This is a genomic window from Candidatus Alcyoniella australis (genome assembly GCA_030765605.1).
In the GTDB taxonomy this organism is placed as follows: Bacteria; Lernaellota; Lernaellaia; order JAVCCG01; family Alcyoniellaceae; genus Alcyoniella; species Alcyoniella australis.
The window spans coordinates 1-4056 of the sequence record JAVCCG010000068.1; the positions used below are offsets into that span (position 1 = coordinate 1).

The 4056-nt window shown below is 62.2% G+C and carries 8 protein-coding genes; all 8 read left to right on the plus strand.

The genetic code is table 11. The annotated features are described in order from the left end of the window. The first annotated feature begins 183 nt into the window (after positions 1-183). The gene (locus P9M14_07590) at positions 184-720 is read left to right on the plus strand and encodes a host-nuclease inhibitor Gam family protein (GenBank protein ID MDP8255593.1); all 537 of its coding nucleotides are present in this window, start codon (positions 184-186) and stop codon (positions 718-720) included. Positions 721-808: 88 nt separating this feature from the next. Further along, positions 809-1237 carry a hypothetical protein gene (locus tag P9M14_07595; GenBank protein MDP8255594.1) on the plus strand — a complete coding sequence of 143 codons (429 nt, stop codon included), beginning with the start codon at positions 809-811 and terminating at the stop codon, positions 1235-1237. Beyond that, entirely contained in the window at positions 1227-1358 is a 132-nt protein-coding gene (locus P9M14_07600; protein MDP8255595.1) for a hypothetical protein, read from the plus strand. Before P9M14_07595 ends, P9M14_07600 begins: the two co-directional genes overlap by 11 nt. Further along, positions 1355-1588 carry an anaerobic ribonucleoside-triphosphate reductase gene (gene nrdD / locus P9M14_07605; protein ID MDP8255596.1) on the plus strand — a complete coding sequence of 78 codons (234 nt, stop codon included), beginning with the start codon at positions 1355-1357 and terminating at the stop codon, positions 1586-1588. The genes P9M14_07600 and nrdD overlap by 4 nt, the downstream gene beginning before the upstream one ends. Further along, complete coding sequence (locus P9M14_07610) at positions 1588-2169, plus strand: hypothetical protein (GenBank protein MDP8255597.1); 582 nt, start codon at positions 1588-1590, stop codon at positions 2167-2169. The genes nrdD and P9M14_07610 overlap by 1 nt, the downstream gene beginning before the upstream one ends. Continuing rightward, on the plus strand, positions 2156-2365 hold the full coding sequence (locus P9M14_07615; protein MDP8255598.1) for a helix-turn-helix domain-containing protein: 210 nt from the start codon (positions 2156-2158) through the stop codon (positions 2363-2365). The genes P9M14_07610 and P9M14_07615 overlap by 14 nt, the downstream gene beginning before the upstream one ends. After that, positions 2362-3690 (plus strand): hypothetical protein, encoded by a 1329-nt coding sequence (locus P9M14_07620; protein ID MDP8255599.1) that lies wholly within the window; start codon positions 2362-2364, stop codon positions 3688-3690. The genes P9M14_07615 and P9M14_07620 overlap by 4 nt, the downstream gene beginning before the upstream one ends. Further along, complete coding sequence (locus P9M14_07625; GenBank protein ID MDP8255600.1) at positions 3675-3986, plus strand: hypothetical protein; 312 nt, start codon at positions 3675-3677, stop codon at positions 3984-3986. Before P9M14_07620 ends, P9M14_07625 begins: the two co-directional genes overlap by 16 nt. Positions 3987-4056: the final 70 nt, after the last annotated feature.

Sequence of the window (4056 nt, forward strand, 5' to 3'; positions counted from 1 at the left end):
CATCCGCAGCGCCGGCGGCGCGATCAGCCGCATCTTCACGACCGGCGCGCTCAATGCCCTGGGCCGACGCGCCAAGACCCCGCAGCTCGCCAACGCCTTGGCCGTGCGCGCGTTGCGCGCCGCCCACGAGGTGGGCAGCACAAACGTGACCGCCGATCACGTCAACGCGGTCTAGGAGGAACCATGAGCGAACCGAACAATTCCCGCGAAGATTGCCCGAGCGATCCCAAGGCATGGACCTGGGAGCACATCGACCTCGCCTTGCACTCGATCAAGACGATCGAGGAGGAGAACGAGCGCGATAAGGCCACAGCGGAAAAGGCTATCCGCATCGTCAGGGAGAGCTTCCAAAAGACCAAGAAGGCGAACGAGGCCGAGATTAGTAGTCGCGCCGGCGACATCCGCAAAGCCTTCAAGCATCTGAAGAAGGATCTGGGCGATGCCCGTTCACGCGAGCTGCCGTGGGGCACGGTCGGTACCCGCGAGATCGTCTCCGTAAAACTCGGCCGGGGCGTGGACGAGCAGGACGCCGTCAGGCGCGCCGAGTCGGCCGGGCTCTACGATGTGATCAAGGTCGAAAAGCGTCTGCTCAAAGAGGCCCTCAAGGCTAAGGGCGCGCAAGCGCTCGAGCTGGTCGGCTGCCATCTCGCCCGTCAAGACCGGTTCTTCTACGAGACCAAGCGCGGTGTGAGCCGTCCGGTCAGAAAGTCCGCGCGATGAACGACGGACAGCTCGCTCTCCAGCGCGACGAGGAGGAGGTATTCCGTCTCCTCGGACTTCCCTACATTCCGCCCGAAGGGAGGGTTTAATGGCTGAGACCTTCTTTGCCGAAAAGCGTGTCAGGCTTTTCTCGCTTGACCTCACCGACCTTACCGAGCTCGAACGCGATATCGCCGAGGAACTCGCCTTCCATTGTGTAGGCGAGAGCAACGCGATCCACATCAGCAAGCTGGTACGGCGTCTGTGGGGCATCGGCCCCGAGTCTCCGAAGTACCCCACGTTCGAGCGCAAAGCCCGCCTGGTAATCAAGCACTTGGTCGAGCGGCACGGGGCCGCGATCGTCTCATCTTACAAGGTCGGAATTTTCATCCCGGAGCAGGCCGCCGAGGTCGACTCGGCTTACAAAAGGCTGCGCCAAGCCGGACTGTCGCACCTGACCCGCGCCGCACGGCTGCGCAAGCAAAGCCTGCCCGACCTGCTCGGGCAGCTCAAGCTGGAGGTTGACGATGCTCGCTAATATGGCCGAGGGCTTGGTGTTCGTCGGGTTCTACTCCGTGCTGGGCCTTGGCGTGCTCGGAGTGCTCTGGTGCGCTGAGAGCGCGCTCCGCTTGCTCGATCGCCTCCTGGGGCGGCCATGAGCAAACAGGGCTGCGGCGCCAAGACCGAGGTCTACTCCAGAGTCGTGGGCTACTACCGCCCGGTGCAGCAATGGAACAAGGGCAAGCGCGAGGAATATCTCCGCCGCCGTCCGTTCAACACAGAGCCCAACCATGATGCGGGGAAGGCGAAAACCAGCGTCGACAAACGACGGGCAAACCTCGACGCCTCGCTGTCTGCCATCAGATACGCCGGAGAGGCCAAGGGATGATGAGCCACAAGCAACGGACTACGGATCCGTTGACTTCCGCTCAGCTCCGGGCGATCTGGGCCACGGCCAGAGATATCAGCCTGGACGAGGAGTTGTTGCGCGATGTGGTCGAGACTGAGACCGGCAGCCGGTTGATTTCCAGCCTGTCCCGAGACCAGGCCTCGGGTGTGCTGAACCGGCTGGGCCAGGATCGTGCCCCGCGCCGCCGACGCCGGAAGCGCGGCGATCCTGGCGCGCTGATCACCAGGGAGCAGGCCCAAACCATTGAGCACAATTACGAGGACCTCTGCTGGCAACAACAGGCGCGTGCCTCGTTCAACAAGCGCATGTGCGGCAAGCCCTGGCCCCAGACCGTGGCCGAGGCACAGAAGATCATCGAGGCGCAGCGGGCCATGCTTGCACGCAAGCAGCCCAAATCAAGGCTGATCGAGCAGCTCGACCAGCACCGGGCCAAGCTCACGGGTTGGGAACAAGACTTCGTTAATGCCATGCGCGGCAAGCGGCGCCTGTCCTCGGGTCAGGCTGCAAAGCTGCGCGAGATCCACGCCGCGCGAGTAGGAGGCGATCATGCCAGGCCATAATCGCATGCCCGTTAAAAACTACTATCGCCCCAGCGAGGTCTACAGGCACTTTGGCATTCCAAAAAGTACGTTCTACGACATGCTGCAGACTGAGACGGTTCTGGGCCGGGCTCCTGGAGGGAAAAGGGGCTCAAGAATTTTAATCCCCCGCGCCGAGGTCGAGAAGCTCGAAATGATGTTCCAGGAAGATCAGTGAACATTTCCCCGCTGACCGCCTTCAAGATCTACCGCAGGGCGGACGACATCTTAGTCTTTGCAATGACGCCGGCCACGGCTCAGCGGAAGCTGCGCGAGCTGCTGGCCAAGACCTACCGCCAGGCTGAGCGAGAGGCCCTGACCGATGCGCTGCGCGCAATCGAGTCCCTTCCCGGCAAGCCGGACAGCGCAGAGATCGAGAGGGCGCTCGGCCGTCTGGAGGCGCGGCTCGGTCAGCCCCTGGCAGCGGCGCTCGAGCAGCCCGTTCTCGATCTGGCCACTCCGTTTTACAAAACCGGTCTTCTGGAGGCCGGCCAGGCGGCAGGCGTGGATATCGCCTTCGGCCTGACCGATTTGGACGCACTTTCGGTTATTGGAAAGCAGAATCTGTTCTGGGTCGGGGATCACTGGGACAACGATCTCAAGCAGGGATTTGATACGGCCCTACGGGCCAACTATGAAAAGGGCTACTCGCGGCGCGAACTGATCAACGCCCTGGAAGACAACGTATTTGGCATAGCCACCTCGCCCGAGCAGATGGAGCACCTCGACTTGATGGCCGACCACATCTCGGCCAAGACGCGCGAACTCGGCCGGATAGAGGGATACGTCCGCTCCGGGGTCGAGGAAATCCGCGTGCGCTCCGAGCGGTCAGAATCGACCTGTGCCTTCTGCCTGGACATGGACGGTCGGATCATCTCAGTCCGCGCGCTGGCCGAGCAGAGGGATTCCATCTTGGCCGCCAAGTCGGTGGACGGTTTAAAGGCCGCCCAGAGCTGGCATTCCAAACCTCTCGGCGTGCGCACCAAGGACCTGCCCGCGGGTGTGGCGGGCCCTCCCTATCATGGCCGTTGCTACTGTACGACGATCCCGGTTATCAGAGAGATCGAGGAGCCGGTCAGCCCGGAGTGGGGCGAGGATGTCGCCGCTGAAGATCGGAAACTGCTCGATCAATATTCTTCTCGGGAGTGGGGGTACAAGATTCAGGGCCTACGCGAGCGCGCCCGCGAGGAGGCGTTGATATACAATGAACGCGACTTCAAGCAGGACCTGACCAAGCACGGGGGGCCGCTGGGCCGAGACGGCGACCGCTATCATCGGACCGCTCAGCGCACGGTGGCCACCGGTAATCGGGTCTTGGCGCAAGTCTATCGCTCGGGCCGGAAGAACGCAGTGCCGAGGATCCAGATGGCGTTCTACTCGAGGGAAACAGGCCACATGGCGGTGACCCAAGGCTATTCGATCAAGGGCTGTTTCGAGCACCCGCGTGGCATCCGAAAGGCGTTCGATCGCCACATGCAGGAGGCTTTATGCCTAGAAAAATAGACTTTGCCCCGCACTTCGAGCGGTTCAGGCTGGCCTTTGCCGATTGGCGCGAGGACGGGATCGACGTGGTGCCGACCCTGCAGGCCCTCTCCGGTCTCGTCGAGGCCGGCGACGCCTCGGAGAAGACGCACCCCGATGAGTTCGCCGAGTTGCGCCGTGCCTATGCCCAGAGTCTCCATCGGATTATCAACTTCGAGTGGGTCCTCAATAGCATCCGCTCTGTCAGAAAAGGCTACCCTCGGGATCACTGGTGGTGGTACCCGGAGGAGTTCGAGAAGGGCCTGGGTCAGGCATGAACTTCCGGCCCTCTTTGGATAACCTCCGAGGAACTTCTTACAACGCTGTTGTAAAAAAACCTGCAACCAG